The 18,968-nt window shown below is 71.3% G+C and carries 4 protein-coding genes; all 4 read left to right on the forward strand.

What is annotated here, in order from left to right; all coding sequences use genetic code 11:
* Positions 1 to 98: 98 nt before the first annotated feature.
* Genes AC07PU_RS32605 through AC07PU_RS32620 form a run of 4 tightly spaced genes read left to right on the forward strand, consistent with a single transcriptional unit; the run spans position 99 to position 18,962 of the window.
* Positions 99 to 5,429 carry an amino acid adenylation domain-containing protein gene (locus AC07PU_RS32605; protein WP_495322431.1) on the forward strand — a complete coding sequence of 1,777 codons (5,331 nt, stop codon included), beginning with the start codon at positions 99 to 101 and terminating at the stop codon, positions 5,427 to 5,429.
* Entirely contained in the window at positions 5,429 to 10,060 is a 4,632-nt protein-coding gene (locus AC07PU_RS32610) for a type I polyketide synthase (protein ID WP_495322432.1), read from the forward strand. Before AC07PU_RS32605 ends, AC07PU_RS32610 begins: the two co-directional genes overlap by 1 nt.
* The gene (locus AC07PU_RS32615; protein WP_495322433.1) at positions 10,057 to 15,858 is read left to right on the forward strand and encodes an amino acid adenylation domain-containing protein; all 5,802 of its coding nucleotides are present in this window, start codon (positions 10,057 to 10,059) and stop codon (positions 15,856 to 15,858) included. The genes AC07PU_RS32610 and AC07PU_RS32615 overlap by 4 nt, the downstream gene beginning before the upstream one ends.
* Positions 15,859 to 15,860: 2 nt before the next feature.
* Positions 15,861 to 18,962, forward strand: a complete 3,102-nt coding sequence (locus AC07PU_RS32620) for a non-ribosomal peptide synthetase (protein ID WP_495322434.1) — start codon at positions 15,861 to 15,863, stop codon at positions 18,960 to 18,962.
* The last annotated feature ends 6 nt before the right edge of the window (positions 18,963 to 18,968 follow it).

Genomic DNA, 18,968 nt, shown 5'->3' on the forward strand with positions numbered 1-18,968 from the left:
GGTCGTGGCACGGGAGCGAACGGCTGGGCGGCGGTGCGTGCATGCATCCCAATGACGCGGCCCCGATGCCGCTTTTCGATCGTCTGGAGGCTAGAGAAATGACAAGCAAGGCAGTGGCGCCGGCATCCGCATCCGCACGGCCCGCGCAAGGCAGGCCGCGCAATTTCGTGGTCCATCTGCGCGCACTGGCGCAGCATCGTGCCGACGATGTCTGGCTCACCGTCGTCGACGAGATCGCTGGCGTCCATCGCGAGCAGGCCTTCAGCTACGCCGAGTTCGAGCGCCGCGTGCGCGCGCTCGCCGCGCGGCTGCAGCGCGATCTGTCCAAAGGCGACCGCGCGCTGGTCATGCTCGACAACGGCGAGCATTACGCGATCGCCATGCTGGCCTGCTTCTACGCAGGCGTGATCGCGGTGCCGATCTTCCCGCCCGAGTCGGCCCGGCCCCAGCACCTGGCGCGGCTCGCGGGCGTGGCCGCCGACTGCGGCGCGCGCTGCGTGCTGACCACCGCGGCGCTCGAGGCCGCCATCGCTGCCACGTCGCCAACACAGTTCGCCGGTGCCGCGATCCTCGCCGTCGACGCGGTCGACGACGCGCTGGCCGAGGCCTGGCGGCCCTTCGATCCGGCCGACGACGACATCGCCTTCCTGCAGTACACCTCGGGCTCGACCTCGGCGCCCAAGGGCGTGATCGTCACGCACGGCAACCTGATGGCCAACGAGCATGCGATCCAGGTCGGCATGGGCATCGGGCCCGACGACAAGTTCGTCTCGTGGGCGCCGCTCTATCACGATATGGGCCTGATCGGCGGCCTGCTGCAGCCGCTCTACAGCGGCATCCCGCTGGTGCTGACCTCGCCGCGCCACTTCCTCGAGCGGCCGATGCGCTGGCTCGAGTTGATCTCGCGCCACCGCGCCACGCTCAGCGGCGGTCCCGACTTCTCGTTCCGCCTGTGCCTGGAGCGCGTGAAGGACGCGCAGCTCGCCACGCTCGACCTGTCGAGCTGGCGCGTGGCCTACACCGGCGCCGAGCCGGTGCGCGCCGACACCGAGGCCGCCTTCATCGAGCGCTTCGCCGCCGCCGGCTTCGATGCCGGCGCGGCCTATCCCTGCTACGGGCTGGCCGAGGCCACGCTCTATGTCACCGGCGGACGGCGCGGCGACGGCATGGTCGCGCGCGCGTTCTCGAGCGCGGGCCTGGCCGGGGGGCAGGGCACGCCGAGCCTCCCGGGCGAGGACGGCATGGTGCTGGTCGGCTGCGGCGGCGTGGCGGTCGAGCATCGCGTGGAGATCGTCGATCCCGCCACGCAGGCGGTGCTCGAGGGCGGCGCCATCGGCGAGATCTGCATCGCCGGCGCGAGCATCGGCGCGGGCTACTGGGGCAACGAACGCGCCTCGAGCGAGACCTTCGTCGAGCGCGACGGCCTGCGCTGGCTGCGCACCGGCGACCTCGGCTTCTTCCATGACGGCCAGCTCTACGTCACGGGCCGCATCAAGGACCTGATCATCGTGCGCGGCCACAACATCTATCCGCAGGACATCGAGCGTGTGATCGAGGCCGAGGTCGAGGCGGTGCGCAAGGGCCGCGTCGCGGTCTTCGCGGCCCACGGTCCCGACGGCGAGGGCATCGGCGCGGCCGCCGAGATCTCGCGCAGCATGCAGAAGCTGGTGCCGCCGCAGGTGCTGGTCGAGGCGCTGAGCGCCGCGGTCAGCGAGGTGTTCGGCGAGCTGCTGTCTGCCGTGGTGCTGCTCAATCCGGGCGGCATGCCCAAGACCACCAGCGGCAAGCTGCAGCGCAGCGCCTGCCGCGCGGGCTGGCTCGATCGCAGCGCCGACGCCTACGCAATCCACGAGCGCGGTCGCTTCGTGAAGGGCGGCCCTGCTTCCGACGTGACGGTCGAAGCCGCGCTCGACGAGACCGAGCGCGCCCTCGATGCGATCTGGCGCGAGGTGCTGCGCCTGGCCGATGCGCCCGCGCTGCCGCGCGACGCGCACTTCTTCGCGCGCGGCGGCAATTCGCTGACCGCCACGCAGGCCGCGGCGCGCATCGCCTCGCAGTGGGAGATCGACTTCCCCGTGCGGCTGCTGTTCGAGCAGCCGCGCCTGCACGAATGCGCGGCCGCCGTGCACCGGCTGCGGGCCGAGGGCCGGCGAGAGCGTCCCATGCCCGTCGCCGTGCTCACCGCGGCGCAGCGCGGGCAGGGCCTGCCGCTGTCGCATGCGCAGGAGCGCCAATGGTTCCTGTGGCAGCTCGACCCGCGAAGCGCGGCCTATCACATGAGCGGTGCGATGCAGCTGCGCGGCGCACTCGATGCCGATGCATTGCGCGCCGCGCTCGGCGACCTGGTCGCGCGCCACGAGTCGCTGCGCACCGTGTTCCGCGCGGGCACGGACGGCGTGCCGATGCAATGGGTTCAAGAAACCTCCGAAGCAAGCGTCGAGATCGTCGACCTGCGCACGCAGCCCGCCGACACGCGCGCGGCCAGGCTGGCCGAGGAAGCACGCCGCATCAAGGCCACTCCCTTCGATCTCACGCAGGGCGGCCTGCTGCGCGTCGCGCTGCTGCGCACCGCCGACGAGGTCCAGCTGCTGGTGGTCGCCATGCACCACATCGTCTCCGACGGTGCCTCGATGCAGGTGCTGCTCGAGGAACTGGCCACGGGCTATGCCGCGCGCCTGCAAGGCCACGCGGCCGGTATCGCCGCGCCCGCGCTGCAATACGCCGACTACGCCGCCTGGCAGCGCGACTGGCTCGCGGCCGGCGAGGCGGAGCGCCAGGCCGCCTGGTGGCGCGCGCAGCTGGGCCATGAGCACCCGGTGCTCGAGCTGCGTACCGACCGCCCGCGCCAGCCGCGCGCGAGCTACCGCGCCGCGCGCCACGGCTTCGAGCTGCCCGCGGCGCTGCTCGCGAAGCTGCGCGCGCTGGCCCAGGCCGAAGGCGCCACGCTGTTCATCGTGCTGCTGGCGGGGCTGCAGGCACTGCTGCACCGCTACACCGGCCAGCAGGACATCCGTGTCGGCGCCGCCATCGCCAACCGCGGCCGGCCCGAGTTCGAGCGGATCATCGGCCTGTTTGTCAACACGCTGGTGCTGCGCAACCGCATCGACGGCCGCACGCCGCTGGCGGGCGTGCTCGCGCAGGCGCGCGAAGCGGTACTCGGCGCGCAGGCGCACCAGGACCTGCCGTTCGAGCAGCTCGTGCAGCTGCTGCAGCCCGAGCGCAGCATGAGCCACAGCCCGCTGGTGCAGGTGATGTTCAACCACCTGCTCGAGGACCGCGGCGCGCTGCGCCAGCTCGGCGGCCTCGACGCCGAGGACCACGCGCTGCCCGACCTCGAGGCCCAGTTCGAACTCGTGCTCGAAGTGCGCGAGCGCGTGGGAGGTCCGCTGCGGCTCGACCTGATCTACGCGGTGGAGCTGTTCGACGCCGACACCATCGAGCGCATGGCCGGCCACTACCTCGCGGTGCTCGAGGCCGTGGCGGGCGATGCCACGCGCGCGGTCGGCGATGTCGCGCTGCTGGCGGCGAGCGAGCAGGCCGAGATCGCGCGCTGGAGCGTCGATGGGACGCACGAGCCCGGCGCCGAGCCGGTGCACCGCGCCATCGCGCGCCATGCGCGGCAGCAGCCCGCGGCCATCGCCTTGCTGTTCGCCGACGAGGCCCTGAGCTTCGCCGAGCTCAACCGCCGCGCCAACCGTCTCGCGCACCGCCTGGTCGCGCTCGGCGTGCGGCCCGATGCGCGCGTGGGCATCGTGATGGAGCGCAGCGTCGAGCTGGTCGTCGGCCTGCTCGCCATCCTCAAGGCCGGCGGCGCCTACCTGCCGCTCGACCCCGAATACCCGGCGCAGCGTCTGGCCTACATGGTGGACGACAGCGGCATCGACCTCCTGCTCACCCACCGCGCCACGCGCGACTGCATCGCCGCGCGCGGCGGGCTCCGGGTGCTCGAGATCGACAGCCTCGACCTCGGCAGCGAGCCCGAGTCCGATCCCGAGGTCGCGCTGCACGGCGAGAACCTCGCCTACGTGATCTACACCTCGGGCTCCACCGGCAAGCCCAAGGGCGCGGCCGTGCGGCACGACGCGCTGCACAGCTGCATGGCCTGGATGCAGCGGGTCTACGTGCTCTCGCGCGACGACACCGTGCTGCACAAGGCGCCGTTCGGCTTCGACGTGTCGGTGTGGGAGATGTTCTGGCCGATGACCGCCGGCGCACGGCTGGTGGTCGCCAACCCCGGCGACCACCGCGATCCCGAACGGCTGGTGCAGCTGATCGAGCGCCACCAGGTCACCACGCTGAACTTCGTGCCCTCGATGCTGCAGGCCTTCCTCGCGCATCCGGGCATCGAGTCGCGCACGCGGCTGCGCTACATCATCTGCGGCGGCGAGGCGATGCCGGCCGAGACGCAGAAGGAGGCGCTGCAGCGCCTGGCCGGCGCCTCGCTGCAGAACCTCTACGGCCCGACCGAGACCACCATCCACGTCACGCAGTGGACCTGCCGCGACGACGGCGAAAGCCTGGTGCCGATCGGCCGCCCGATCAGCGACACCCAGGCCTGGGTGCTCGACGCCGAACTCCACCGCGTGCCGCGCGGCGTGGCCGGCGAGCTCTACCTCGGCGGCGTCAACCTCGCGCGCGGCTACCTGAACCGCGCCGGCCTCAGTGCCGAGCGCTTCGTGGCCGATCCCTTCGGCGCTGGCGGCCGGCTCTACCGCACCGGCGACCTGGTGCGCTGGAACGCCGAAGGCCAGATCGAGTATCTGGGCCGCATCGACCACCAGGTCAAGATCCGCGGCCTGCGCATCGAGCTCGGCGAGATCGAGGCCCAGCTCGCGGCCCAGCCCGAGGTTCGCGAATCGGTGGTGGTCGCGAAGGAGGGCCCGGCCGGTGCCACGCTGGTCGGCTATGTCTCGCCGCGTGGCGACGCACCCGTCGACACCGCCGTGCTGCGCGAGCGCCTGGGCCAGTCGCTGCCCGACTACATGGTGCCGCGCGCCATCGTCGTGCTCGATGCGCTGCCGCTCAACGCCAACGGAAAGGTCGACCGCAAGGCGCTGCCCGAGCCCGACGGCCTGGCGGGCGCGCGCGCCTACGAGGCGCCGCAGGGCGAGGTGGCGCGCACGCTCGCGGCCATCTGGTCCGAGCTGCTGCAGGTGCCGCAGGTCGGCCAGCACGACAACTTCTTCGACCTCGGCGGCCATTCGCTGCTGCTGATTCGCGCGCACCGCCTGCTGCAGGACCGGCTGCGCATCGAGCTGCCGCTGGTCCAGCTGTTCAAACACCCGACCGTCGAGTCGCTGGCGCGTGCCATCGAGCAGGGCGGCGGCCGTGCCGAGGCCGCCGCCGCGTCGGCCGCCATCGACGAACGCGCGCTGCGCCAGCGCGCCGCCATGCTTCAACGCCGCAAGGCCGCAGAGAGAGTCCACTGATGTCCACGCCCGAGTCCTTCGACGCCGTTCCCGGCGAACCCACCGGCCTGGAGATCGCCATCGTCGGCATGGCCGGGCGCTTTCCCGGCGCCGACGATGTCGATGCCTTCTGGCGCAACATCCGCGACGGCGTGGAGTCGATCCAGCGCTTCTCCGACGAGGAGCTGCGCGCGCAGGGCGTGCCGCAGTCGGTGCTCGAGGAGCCCGGCTACGTCAAGGCCGGCGTGCGCTTCGAGGGCTTCGACCAGTTCGACGCCGCCTTCTTCGGCTACGCGCCGCGCGAGGCCGAGACCCTCGATCCGCAGCAGCGCGTCTTTCTCGAATGCGCCTGGTCCTCGCTCGAGCACGCGGGCTGCGATCCCGCGCGCTGGCAGGGCAAGGTCGGCGTGTACGCGGGCGAGGGCGCCAACGTCTACCTGATCCGCAACCTGCTGCCCTCGTTCGGCCTTGGCGCGCACAGCGGCATCGCCGACCTGCTGGGCCTGATGAGCGGCAACTCGGGCGGTTCGCTGTGCACGCGCGTGGCCTACAAGCTCGACCTGCGCGGCCCGGCCGTGAGCGTGCAGACCGCCTGCTCGACCTCGCTGACGGCGGTGCACACCGCCTGCCAGGCTCTGCTGGCGCACGACTGCGACATGGCGCTCGCGGGCGGCGTGTGGCTCGACCTGCTGCAGGAAGGCGGCTACCGCTGGCAGGCCGGCGCCATCCTCTCGCCCGACGGCCACTGCCGCGCCTTCGACGCCGATGCCGCCGGCACGGTGATCGGCAGCGGCGCGGGCGTGGTCGTGCTCAAGCGGCTCGACGAGGCGCTGCGCGACGGCGACACCATCCATGCGGTCATCAAGGGCACCGCGGCCAACAACGACGGCTCGGCCAAGGTCGGCTTCACCGCGCCCAGCGTGGACGGCCAGGCCGAGGTGATCCGCGCGGCGCAATTGATCGCGGGCGTGTCGGCCGACACCATCGGCTATGTAGAGACCCACGGCACCGGCACCACGCTCGGCGACCCGATCGAGATCGCCGCGCTGACCCAGGCCTTCCGCGCCGACACCGAGCGGCGCGGCTTCTGCGCCGTCGGTTCGGTCAAGACCAACATCGGCCACCTCGATGCGGCGGCCGGCGTGGCGGGGCTCATCAAGGCCACGATGGCGCTCAAGCACGGCGTGCTGCCGCCCAGCCTGCATTTCAAGAAGCCCAACCCGCAGATCGATTTCGCGAGCAGCCCGTTCTATGTGAACGCGCAGCGCCAGCCCTGGGCCGAAGGCCGCACACCGCGCCGTGCGGGTGTGAGCTCGTTCGGCATCGGCGGGACCAATGTGCACGTGGTGCTCGAAGAGGCACCGCGCGTGCGCTCCGCGCAAGGCAAGGCATCGCCGTGGCAGGTACTGCCGTTGTCGGCCAAGGACGCAGGCGCGCTCAAGGAAGGCCGCGAGCGCCTGGCCTTGCATCTGCGCGAATCCGGCGAAGAGCAGTCGCTGGCGGACGTCGCCTTCACGCTTCAGGAAGGACGTAAACCCTTCGCATGGCGCAGCGCAGTGGTCGCGAACCAGCCCGCGATGGCCGCCGAGATGCTCGCCGCACCTCCCGCGCTCGCGCTGAAGCCCGTGACCACGACGCCCGAAGTCGTGTTCCTGTTTCCCGGCAGCGGCACGCAGCATGCGCTCATGGGCGCAGACCTCTATCGCGAGAGCACCGTGTTCCGCGAGGAGATGGACCGCTGTTTCGTGCTGCTGCGCAAGGACAGCGGCGTCGACTTGCAGCCATTGCTGTTTCCGCCGGCAGGCGGGGAGTCGGCCGCCAACGAGCGCCTGCTGCGCGTCGAGTTCGCGCAACCCGCGCTCTTCGTCGTCGGCTACGCGATGGCGCGCTGGTGGATGCACTGCGGCGTCAAGCCCGCGCTGATGCTCGGCCACAGCCTCGGCGAATACGTTGCGGCCTGCCTGGCCGGCGTGTTCTCGCTCCAGGACGCACTGCGCATCGTGGCCGCGCGCGGTCGCCTGCTGCAGACGGTGGTGTCGGGCGCGATGACCGCCGTGTCGCTTTCCGAAAAGGAGCTGGCGCCTTGGCTCGCCATGGGCTGCGATCTTGCCGCCGTGAACGGCGAGGCGCTCTGTGTGCTCTCCGGTCCGGTGGATGCGATCGAGCGCGTCGAGGAGGCGCTGCGCGCGAAGCAGCATGTGCCGCGCCGCCTGCACGTGTCCATTGCCTTCCATTCGCGTCTCGTCGATCCGGTGGTCGCGGAGCTGGAGCGCGTCGTGGCCGCGGTGCCGAGGAGCGCACCCGCCATTCCATTTCTCTCCAATGCTTCGGGCAAGCCGATCACGGCGAAGGAAGCCACCGACCCCGCTTACTGGGGGCGGCATCTGCGTAGCGCAGTGCGCTTCGCCGAGGGCCTGCGAGAGATCTTCGCGACGCCCGGCCGCGCGGTGCTCGAAGTCGGTCCGGGCGAGACGCTCACCGGTCTCGCTCGGCTGCACGCCGATTGCACTTCGGCCGCGGGCATCTGGGCTAGCCAGGCCCATCCGCAGCAGCTCGCGCGCAATGCACCGCAGCTGGCGAACGCGGTGGCGGGCTTGTGGACCGTGGGCGTGGACATCGACTGGGCGGCCTGCCGCAACGGCGAGAGCCGGTGCCGCGTGCCTTTGCCGACCTATGCCTTCCGGCGCCAGCGGTTCTGGGTCGATCTCGCGGCAGCCTCGCAGCAGCCTGCGCAAGCCGGGCCCACTAGTCCTTTCTACGTGCCCGCGTGGAAACGCACGGCACTGCCGCCGCGCGCCGAGCAGCCCACGGTGGCCCGCACGGGCTGCACGCTGATCCTCGGCGATGCCAGCAGTTTCACCGACCGGCTCGCACGCACGCTGCGTGGGCAGGGCGTGCCGGTGGTCGTCGCGTTGCGCGGCAAGGCCTTTGCGCGCACCGCCGCGCTGCAGTACACGCTACGGCCCGCCGAGCGCGCCGACCATGCGCGGCTTCTGCGTGAGGCCGAAGCCGAGGCCGGTGCGGTGACGCAGGTGTTCCATCTGTGGAGCCTCGACGCGGGGCGCCCCGCCGCCTCGCAGGCCGAGGTCTTCGAGCGCGGCTACTTCAGCCTGCTCGCACTGGCCCAGGCGCTCGACGACGCCGGCGGATCGCAACGCGCACCGCTGGCGCTGACCGTGATCGCCGATGGCATCGAGGACGTTGCCGGCACCGAGGCCCTTTCGCCCGAGAAAGCCACGCTGCGCGGCTTGGCCAAGGTGCTGGGCCAGGAGTCGCCGTCGATCGCCTGCCGCATCGTGGATGTGGTGCTGCCGGCGCCCGAGAGCGCGGCCGAGAGCGAACTCGCACGTCGCGTGGTCGAAGAGGCGGCGGCATCGCACGACGAAGCCGTCATCGCCTACCGCGGTCCGCACCGCTGGACCAAGGGCTACGAAGCGCTCCCGGCGGATACGCCGGGCGTGCAGCGCCTGCGCAAGGGCGGCGTGTATCTCATCACCGGCGGCCTCGGCGGCGTGGGCCTCGCGCTCGCGCGCCACCTCGGCAAGGCCTGGCAGGCCAGGCTGGTGCTGCTGGGCCGCACGTCCGTGCCCGAGCGCAGCGAATGGGCGCGCCTTGCAGAAGCAGCCGACCAGCCACTGGCGCTGCGCCGCCGGCTGCAGCAACTCATCGAGCTGGAGACGGCCGGCATCGAGGTGCTGACCGTGGCCGCCGATGTGACCGACCCCGCCCAACTGCGCAGCGCATTGGCGGCGGCGCATGCGCGCTTCGGCGCGGTGAACGGCGTCGTCCACGCCGTCATCGAACCCGAGCACGGCATGGTCTCGCAACGAACGCAGGCGCAGGTCGAAGCGGCATTCGCACCCAAGGTGGCGGGCACGCGCGCGCTGCTCGACGCGGTGACTTCGGAGCCGTTGGATTTCGTGCTCTTCTGCTCCTCGATCGCGACGCTGCTTGGCGGCCTCGGCCTCAGCGACTACGCCGCGGCCAACGACTACCTCGACGCCTTCGCGAGCGCGCACCGCCGTTCGTCGGCGCTGCCGGTGTTTTCGGTCAACTGGGACGCCTGGCGCGACGTGGGCGCCGCGGCCGGCAAGGACATGCCCGACGGCATGGGCCTGGACGAGCGCGCCGGCGTGCTGGCCTTCGAGCGCATCGTCAACGGGCCCGACCTGCCGCAGGTCGTGGTGTCCGCATCGCCGCTCGCGCCGCGCCTGCGCCCGCTTCGCGGCCTGCTGGATGCGATGGACGACGAGCCCGAGGCCGCCGCGCCCGCGCGCGCCGGCCATCCGCGCCCCGTGCTGCAGACGGCTTTCGTCGCACCCGAAGGCGATCTCGAAGAGGGGCTCGCCGAACTGTGGACCGAGGCGCTCGGCATCGCGCCCGTGGGCGTGAACGACAACCTGTTCGAACTGGGCGGCGATTCCCTGCTCGCCATCCGCCTGCTGTCGAAGGTGCGCAAGGCCTACGGCGTGGACCTGGCGCCCGCCGCCTTCTTCAAGGCGCCCACCGTCGCCGAGTTGGCTGCACTGGTCGAGCTGCGGCTGATCGAGGACATCGAAGCGGCCGGCCTCGGCGACGAAGCCGGCGAGACAGGCGAAAAGGGCCGGGACGGCGATCGCCTCGACCGCAGCACTGCGAGTTTTCCATCATGAGCCAGGGCAACGACATCACCGCGCGCCGCGCCAAACTGACGCCGGCGCAACTGAGCCTGCTGCAGCGCCGCCTGAAGCGCGGAGACGGCAACGATGCCGTCGAGACGGCCGGCACCGCACCGCGTCCTTCGCGCGAAGGCATCGCGAAGAGCACCGACGACGGTAGCGCCGCACCGGTCTCCTTCATGCAGCAGGGCCAATGGTTCCTCTGGCAGCTCGATGCCGGCAACACGGCGTATCACGTCGGCGGCGGACTCGGCTTCTCGGGTTCGCTGGACGTGGCTGCACTCCAGGAAGCGGTGCATCGCCTGGTGCAGCGCCACGACAGCCTGCGCACCGTGTTCGGCGCCGGCGCGGAAGGCCTGCCCGAGCAGCGCATCGACCCCGCAGCGCGCGTCGACATTCCCTTTGCCGACCTGAGCACGCTCGATGCGACGACCCGCGCGGTGCGCCATCGCGAAGCGGTGCTCCAGGTCTGCCGCACACCCTTCGACCTGACGACCGGCCCGCTGCTGCGCGGCGCGCTGCTGAAGATGGAAGAGGGCGAGCACCAGTTGCTGCTGATGCTGCACCACATCGTCTCCGATGCGTGGACCGTCGAGCTCATCCTCGACGAGCTGGCGCGGCTCTATGCGCAGCAGGTCGACGGTGCCGCTGACCCGGAGGACGCGGCGCAGGCCGGGCCCGAGATTCGTTACATCGACTTCGCGCGCTGGCAGCACCGGTGGCTCGAAGGGGAAGAGGGCACGCGGCAACTGGCCTATTGGCGCCAGCGGCTCGGCGGCAGCCAGCCGGTGCTCGACCTCGCGACCGACCGCCCGCGCTCGGGCCAGTCCGGCTACAGCGCGGTTCAGCATGCGCTCGACGTGCCCTCGCCGCTCGCGCGCGAACTCCGGCAGCAGGCGCGCACGCAGGGCGGCACGCTCTTCATGGTGCTGCTCGCGGCCTTCCATGCGGTGCTTTTCCGCTACACCGGGCAGGAGGAGATCCGCATCGGCGTGCCGGTCGCGGGCCGCAGCCGTCCTGAAACCGCGGGCGTCGTCGGCGCCTTCATCAACACCGTGGTGATGGATGCGCGCCTGAACGCGCGCATGCCCCTGGCCGATCTGCTCGCGCAGGTGCGCGATACCGCCTTCGAGGCGCAGGCGAACCAGGAACTGCCCTACGAGCGGCTGGTGCAGGCGCTGCGCGCCGACGGCGGCCATGCGGGCGCGCCGCTGTTCCAGGTCATGTTCAACCACCTCGGCGAGGGCGACCGCCCGCTGCGCGGCTGGCCTCGGCTGGCGGTCCGGCGCATCGACCTGGAGGAGCGCGCCGCGCCCTTCGAGCTCACGCTGGAAACCATCGAACGCGAGGACGGCAGCATCCGCGCCGCCTTCCGCTACGCGGCCGAACTCTTCGAGCCTGCCACCATGGCGCGGCTGGCGCGCCACTACCACCGCGTGCTCGTCGCACTGGCCACCGACCCGCGCCAGGCGCTGGGTGCGCTCGCGCTGCTCGACGATGCGGAGCATGCGCAGCTCGCGGCATGGGGCGTCAACACGCACAGCCATGGCGAGGCCGAGCCGGTGCACCACCTCATCGCACGCCAGGCGGCCGCGCACCCGGATGCCGAGGCGCTGGTCTTCGGCGACGAAACACTGAGCTACGCGGAACTCGAACGCCGCGCCAACCGCCTCGCGCACCGGCTCATCGCCCGCGGCGTGCGGCCCGAAAGCCTGGTCGGCGTGGCGCTGGAACGCAGCAACGAACTGGTGATCGCGCTGCTCGCGGTCATGAAGGCGGGCGGAGCCTACGTGCCCATCGACCCGGAGCATCCGGCCGACCGTGTCGCCCACATGGTGCAAGACAGCGGGCTCGCGCTCGTGCTCACGCAGGAGCGCCTGCGCGACCGGCTGCCCGCCGACGCTGGCGTGGCGGTGCTGGCCATCGATGCCGCCGACACGGCCGACGCCCCCGACAGCGACCCGGCCGTGGCGCTGGACGCGGAGAACCTCGCCTACGTGATCTACACCTCGGGCTCCACCGGCAAGCCCAAGGGCGCGGCCAACCGGCATCGCGCGCTGCACAGCCGGCTCGCCTGGATGCAGCAGGCCTATGGCCTCGGCCCCGGCGACACGGTGCTGCAGAAGACGCCGTTCAGCTTCGACGTCTCCGTGTGGGAATTTTTCTGGCCGTTGATGGTCGGCGCTCGGCTGGCCGTGGCGGCGCCGGGTGACCACCGCGATCCGGCCCGACTGGTCGAGCTGATTCGCCGGCACGGCGTGAGCACGTTGCATTTCGTGCCCTCGATGCTGCAGGCCTTCCTCACGCAGCCCGATGTGGAAAGCTGCACCAGCCTGCGCCGCATCGTGTGCAGCGGCGAGGCGCTGCCCGCCGAGGCGCAGAACGAGGTGCTGAGGCGCCTTCCGCAGGCGAAGCTGCACAACCTCTACGGCCCGACCGAGGCGGCCGTCGACGTGACCCACTGGACCTGCCGCGACGACGGCCGCAGCCAGGTCGCGATCGGGCAGCCCATTTCCGGCATCCAGACCCATGTGCTCGATGCGTCGCTCAACCTCGTGCCGCCGGGCGTGGCGGGCGAGTTGTACCTGGGCGGCATCGGGCTCGCGCGCGGCTATGCGAAGCGACCGGGGCTGACCTCGGAGCGCTTCGTGGCCGACCCCTTCGACGCGACCGGCGGCGGGCGCCTGTACCGCACCGGCGACCTCGTGCGCTGGAACAGCCAGGGCCAGCTCGACTATCTCGGCCGCCTCGATCATCAGGTGAAGATCCGCGGCTTTCGCATCGAACTCGGCGAGATCGAGGCGCAGCTGCTCGCACATCCGCAGGTGCGCGAAGCGGTGGTGGTGATGCAGCAGGCGGCCGGCGGCGCACGGCTCGCGGCGTATGTCTCGTTGCGCACTGTGCAAGGCGACGGCCAGGAGGCCGATGCACAGGCGCTGCGCGAATGGCTCGGCCGCACGCTGCCCGAGTACATGGTGCCGTCGCTGCTGATGAAGCTGCCGGCGCTGCCGCTCAATGCGAACGGCAAGATCGACCGCAAGGCGCTGCCGCCGATCCAGGCCGCCGATGCCGGCACGCACGTACCGCCGAGCGGTGCGCTCGAAGAGGCGCTGGCGCGCATCTGGAGCGAACTGCTGGGCACGGTGGAGGTGAGCCGCGAGGCGAACTTCTTTGAGCTGGGCGGTCACTCGCTGATGGCTGCCCAACTGGTCTCGCGCCTGCGCGCAGGGGCGGGGCTGCAACTGCCGCTGCGCGAGGTGTTCGACCATCCGGTGCTGCGCGACATGGCCACGCGCCTTGCGCCCGTGGGAGCGGGCGCGTCGCTGCCGACTTTGATGCCGGTGGCACGCGTCGGGCAGATGCACCTGTCGCCGATGCAGCACCGCCTGTGGCTTGTCGACAGGTTGTCGGGCACTGCCGCGCGCACTGGCTACAACATGGCGACCGCGCTGCGCTTCCAAGGGCCGCTCGATCCGGCCGTCTTGCGCCGCGCGCTCGAGATGCTGGTGTCGCGCCACGAGGTGCTGCGCATGGCCTACCCCGAGAACGACGACGGCGAACCGGTCGCGACGATCGCACCGGTGGCGGCCTTCGATCTGCCGTGGGTCGATCTCTCGCCTGTGGCACCCGACGCCGAAGCCGCCCGCATCGATACGGCACTGGAGGCGATGGCCGCCCAGTCTTTCGACCTGGCAAATGCCGCGCCGCTGCGCGCCTCGCTGTTGCACCTGGGCCCGGGACGCCATGCGCTGCTCTTGTGCGTGCACCACATCGCCTTCGACGGCTGGTCGGGTGCGATCTTCGCGCGCGAATTCGTGGCCGCCTACGAGGCGCTGCGCGCCGACCTTCCCTCGACGCTGCCGCCGTTGCGCGTGCAGTACGCCGACTACGCGGTCTGGCACGCGCGCATGCTCGAGGCCACCCGTGCGCAGGACGCCACCTTCTGGCAGCGTTACCTCGACAACGCGCCAAAGGGCTCGCGCCTGCCGGTGGACACGCCGCTGCCGGGCGTCGCCGGACACGCGGGCGACAGCCTTCGCGTGCCGGTCGAAGGCGCGCTGGTGGAAGCACTGGCGCCGCTGGCCCGGGCGAACAAGACCTCGCGCTTCACCGTGATGCTGGCCGCCTTTCTCGCGTTGGTGCACCGCGAAGCCGGCACCGACGACATCGTCGTCGGCACGGACGTCGCGGGACGCGACCACCCCGAGCTCGAGAAGCTCATGGGCTTCTTCGTCAACGTGGTGCCGCTGCGCTCGCGCCGCGACGAGGCGGCGCGCTTCACCGACTGGCTGGCGGCGGTGCATGCGGGCACGCAATCGGCGCTCGCGCACGGCGGCGTTCCCCTGGACCGCATCCTCGAGCTGGCCGGCCTCGGCCGCGCGCAGGGCACGCCGGTGCGCATGCTGTTCGTGATGCAGAACACGCCCACCGGCCACTTCGAGATCCCGGGGCTGCGCATCGATGTCGTGCAGCAGCGCGTGCGGCATTCGAAATTCGACATCGCCGTTTTCATCCACGAGGGGCGGCGCGAGTGGACCGCCGAGTGGGTCTACGACACCGGCGTCTACCGCAGCGAATCGATCCGGCGCTGGGCCGCCGACTGGTGCGCGCTGCTGCGGCAACTGGTCATCTCGCCCGAGGCACGGGTCGAGCAACTCTTTTCAACACCTGTTCGCAAGGAATCTCCCATGAATCCGATGCCATCGCCCCAACTCGGCAAGCTGGACAAGCTCAAGAAATTCGCGGCTCGGCCGCCGGCTGCCCCTGCTGTCACCGCAGGCCTTGCCGAAGCATCGCGCCCGCAGGTCAAGACCTCGTTCCTGTCCGATGCGCGCCAGTTCCCACTCGTCGTCGAACCCGCGAGCGCCGGCTTCGACGCGCTCGCCTGGGTGCGCGAGAACCGCGGCTTCGTCGACGACGCACTGGCGCGCCACGGCGGCCTGCTGTTCCGCAACTTCGGTCTGGAGACGCCGCAGGACTTCGAGGCCTTCGCCGAGAACGTCGAGCCCGAGCTCTACGGCAGCTACGGCGACCTGCCCAAGAAGGAGGGCGGACGCCGCACCTACCGCTCCACGCCGTACCCCGAGCGGCAGATGATCCTGTATCACAACGAGAGTTCGCACATGGACCGCTGGCCGCGCAAGCAGTGGTTCTACTGCGAGCTGCCCTCGCGCGTGGGCGGTGCGACGCCGATCGTCGATTGCCGTGAGATGCTGCGGCGCCTGCCGGCGGAGATCGTCGAGGCCTTCGAGCGCAAGGCGCTGACCTATGTGCGCACCTTCACGCCGCACCTGGACGTGAGCTGGCGCGACTTCTTCAAGACCGACCAGCGCGCCGAGGTCGAAGCCCGGCTGGCCTCCAGCGGCATCGAATGGCGCTGGCTCGACGAGGACACGCTGCAGACGCGCACCCATTGCCCCGCGGTGATGAAGCATCCGCTGACCGGCGAGCGCGTGTTCTTCAACCAGGTGCAGCTGCACCATTCCGCCTGCCTGGAGGCCGACGTGCGCGAGGACCTGCTCGCGCTGGTCGGCGCCGAGCGCATGCCGCGCCACGTCTGCTACGGCGACGGCACGCCGATCGACGACGAGACCATGGCCATCGTGGGTCGTGCCTACGAGGAATGCGCGGTGCGTTTCGACTGGCGCAAGGGCGATGTGGTGATGCTCGACAACATGCTCGCGGCGCATGCGCGCGATCCGTACGAAGGTCCGCGCAAGATTGTCGTGGCCATGGGCGCGATGTTCGAGCGCTCGACGCTGCTGGCCGCCGAAACGTTGGGGAGCGAATGACGATGGAAGACCGGTTCGAGAATTTCGAGACGGCCCTGCCGCTGAGCCCCGAGCAGCGCGCCGTGCTCGCGATGCACCGCGGCGCGGCGCTGCAGCCGCTTGCGGTATCGGTGGCGATCGAGGGCGCGCTCGACGAGGCACGCCTGCGTACCGTGACGGCCGAGGTGCTGCAGGCGCACGAGGCGATGCGCCTGGCGATGCGCGATGCGGCCGACCCGTTCGCATGGCGCCAGCAACCGCGTGCCACGCTGTCCGCCAGCCATGCGCAGGTCGATGCGTCGATGCAGCCGCAGGAAGGCGGCGTGGTGCGCATTGGGCTGGACCGTGTCGATGCAACGCATCACCGGCTGACGCTTTCCGCCCATCCGCTGGCGGCCGATGCGGCCAGCCTCGCGACGTTGGTCGCGCGCATTGCCGAGGCCTGCGGCAACGAGGGAACGGTCGATGCCGAGCCGTTCCAGTACACCCAGTTCGCGGCGTGGCGGGATGCGCTCGCGCACGACGACGAGGAAGACGCAGTGAAGGGGCGCGCCTACTGGGCGGGCTATCTGGCTGGCGGCGAAGCGCTTGCCGCGCCGCGCCTGGCTGCGCGACAGGGCGATGTGAGTGATGTGGCCGCTCCGGCGCGCCGCGTCGTCGAGCGCACGCTCGATGCCGCACTGCTGTCGCGCCTGGATGCGCTGGCCCGATCGCACGGCGTGCAAGTGTCCGAGTTGCTCCACGCCGCGTGGTGGGCGTTCCTTGCGCGGCTCACGGGCTTCGCACGCTTCATCGGCGGCTGGCAGCACGATTGCCGCCTCGACTACGAGGTGATGCAGGGCGCCATCGGCGTCTACGAGAAGGTGCTGCCGCTGCGAGTGGAGATCGGCGCCGAAGAGCCGTTTGCCGACTGGCTGGCGTGCTTCGCGGCCCAGGCCCGCACGCACGTCGAGGCGCAGGAATACGTCGTGCTCGATGCAACGGCCGATGCGGCCCATCTCGCCGTCGGCTTCGCGCTGCGCGCGCCCGACGATCTGCCTGCGTCGTGGCAAGTGGCGCAACGCCCGGGACCGCTGGCTTGCTTCGAGCTCGCGCTCGAGGTCGAATGGTCGGCGCAGCGTGCCGTGTTCGTGCTGCATGCCAACGAGCACCGCTATGCCGAGCCGGCGCTGGAGCGCCTGTTGCAGCAGCTCTTCGTGCTGCTGCAGGCCGTGGCCGACAGCCCCGTAACGCCAGTGCAGGACCTGACGCTCATCGATGGCGATGAACGCAAGGCCCTGCTCGCCCTGGACGGCGCGCCACTCGACGTGGGCACGCAGGGCGTCGCCGAGCGCATTGCGCACTGGGCGCGGACGACGCCTGATGCGCCGGCCATCGAGGACGGCAAGCAACGCCTGAGCTACGCAGCACTCGACGTTCGCATCAACCGCATGTCGCACTGGATGCGGACGCAGGGCGTGCAGCGCGGCGGGCTGGTCGCGCTGGCGCTGCCGCGGTCGCTCGACCTGCTGGTCGCGATGCTCGCGGCATGGCGGGCGGGCGCGGGCTACCTGCCGCTCGAACCCGAATGGCCCGCGGCACGCCGCGCCGCGGTGCTGGCCGACGCCAAGCCCGCGCTGCTGCTGCAGGTCGAGCCCGTGCAGGATGTCGATGCCTCGGCATGGCGCGTGGCCATGGCCGGCGACATCGACCTGTCGGCCTTCGATGTCTCGGCGCCCGACGTGCCGGCCGCGCCGCACGACCTGGCCTATGTGCTCTACACCTCGGGCTCCACCGGCAAGCCCAAGGGCGTGGTGATCGAACAGGCGCAACTGCTCAACTACGTGGCCGCCGCTTCGTCGGCGATGGCACTCGACGGCTACCGCCGCTGGGCGCTCACCAGCACCGTGGCGGCCGATCTCGGCAACACGGCGCTGTTCGGCGCCTTCTTCAACGGCGCGTGCCTGGTGGTGGCCGGCGCCGAGGCGACGAAGGACGCAGCCGCCTTCACCCGCTTCATGGCCGAGCGCCGCATCGATGCGATCAAGATCGTCCCCTCGCACCTGGAGGCACTGCTCGAGGCCGAGACCCCGGTGCTGCCGCGGCTCCTGGTGCTCGGCGGCGAGGCGGCATCGCGCTCGCTGCTGGAGCGCATCGCGCGCGCGGCGCCCCCGCCCGCTTGCACGGTCTACAACCACTATGGCCCGACCGAGACCACCGTCGGCGTGATGGTGCACCGGTTCGAGCCCGGCGCGGCCTTCCCCGACCAGCTGCCGCTGTCGCAGGTGCTGGCCAACAACCGCGTGCGCGTGCTCGATCACGCACTGCGGCTTGCGCCCACCGGCGCGCTGGGCGAGCTGTACATCGGCGGTGCGCAGCTGTGCCGCGGCTACCTCGGCGGCCTAGCGGCGGAAGCCTTCATCGACGACCCCTTCGCCCCGGGCGAGCGGCTCTACCGCACGGGCGACCTGGCATGCGTGCTGCCCGGCGGTGCGCTGCGCATCGCGGGGCGTGCGGACCACCAGCTCAAGGTGCGCGGCTTCCGCGTGGAGCCGGGCGAGATCGAGGCGGTGCTGCTCGCGCAGGAAGGCGTGCGCCAGGCGGTGGTGCTGCCCGTGGCGGTGCCGGCCGGCGGGGTGGAGCTGGTGGCCTGCGTGGTCGGCGATGCGGACAAGGTGGGCGGGCTGCGCGAGCGGCTGGCCGCGCTGTTGCCGGCGCACATGGTGCCGTCGCGCTGCGTCGAGGCCGAGACTTTCCCGCGCCTCGCGAACGGCAAGGTCGACCGGCTCGCGCTGGCGGCCGCCATGCCTGCGTCGGCCGGAGCCGCCGCGCGGCACGAAGGGGCACAAGCACCGCGCGACGCACTGGAGCACCTGCTGGCGGCCGGCATGGCCGAGTTGCTCGGCCGCGCGTCCATCGGCATGGACGAGGACTTCTTCGAACTGGGCGCCCATTCGCTGCTGGTGATCAAGCTGGCCGCGCGCATCCGTCGGCTGCTGCGCGTGGAGATCGCGCCAGGGGTGGTGTTCGACCACCCCAGCGTCACGACGCTGGCACACGCGGTGCGCGCCGCAAGCAGCGACCTCGCACAGACAGAACAGCTCGCCGACGCCTGGCAGCTCGAGACCGAGGCCACAACCTCTTGAACGGAA

The sequence above is a fragment of the Variovorax sp. GW821-FHT10D07 genome (assembly GCF_059415325.1).